The sequence below is a fragment of the Streptomyces sp. NRRL S-337 genome (assembly GCF_000720175.1).
Lineage (GTDB): Bacteria > Actinomycetota > Actinomycetes > Streptomycetales > Streptomycetaceae > Streptomyces > Streptomyces siderophoricus.
The window spans coordinates 1-217 of sequence record NZ_JOIX01000215.1 but is presented as its reverse complement, the minus strand read 5'-3'; the positions used below and the strand labels follow the sequence as shown (position 1 = coordinate 217).

Here is a 217-nt window from a genome sequence, read left to right as displayed (position 1 = left end):
CGGCAGGTCGGAGCCACGGGACCGGGCCTTGGACTACCTGCGGGGCTTGCTGGCCCCTTTGGAGAGGAAGAACGGCTGGACGCTGGCCGAGCAGGTCGGCCAGCTCCGCCCGGACGGCGTCCAGCGGCTGCTGAACCACTCGGACTGGGACGAGAACGCCGTCCGGGACGACGTCCGCGACTTCGTCGTGGAAATTATCGGGGCCAAGGACGGGGTC

The 217-nt window shown here is 69.6% G+C and carries 1 protein-coding gene; it reads left to right on the top strand.

From position 1 onward, the window contains the following. A partial coding sequence (locus IG62_RS0141095; RefSeq protein WP_030816458.1) for a transposase occupies window positions 1-217 on the top strand: 217 nt, incomplete at both ends.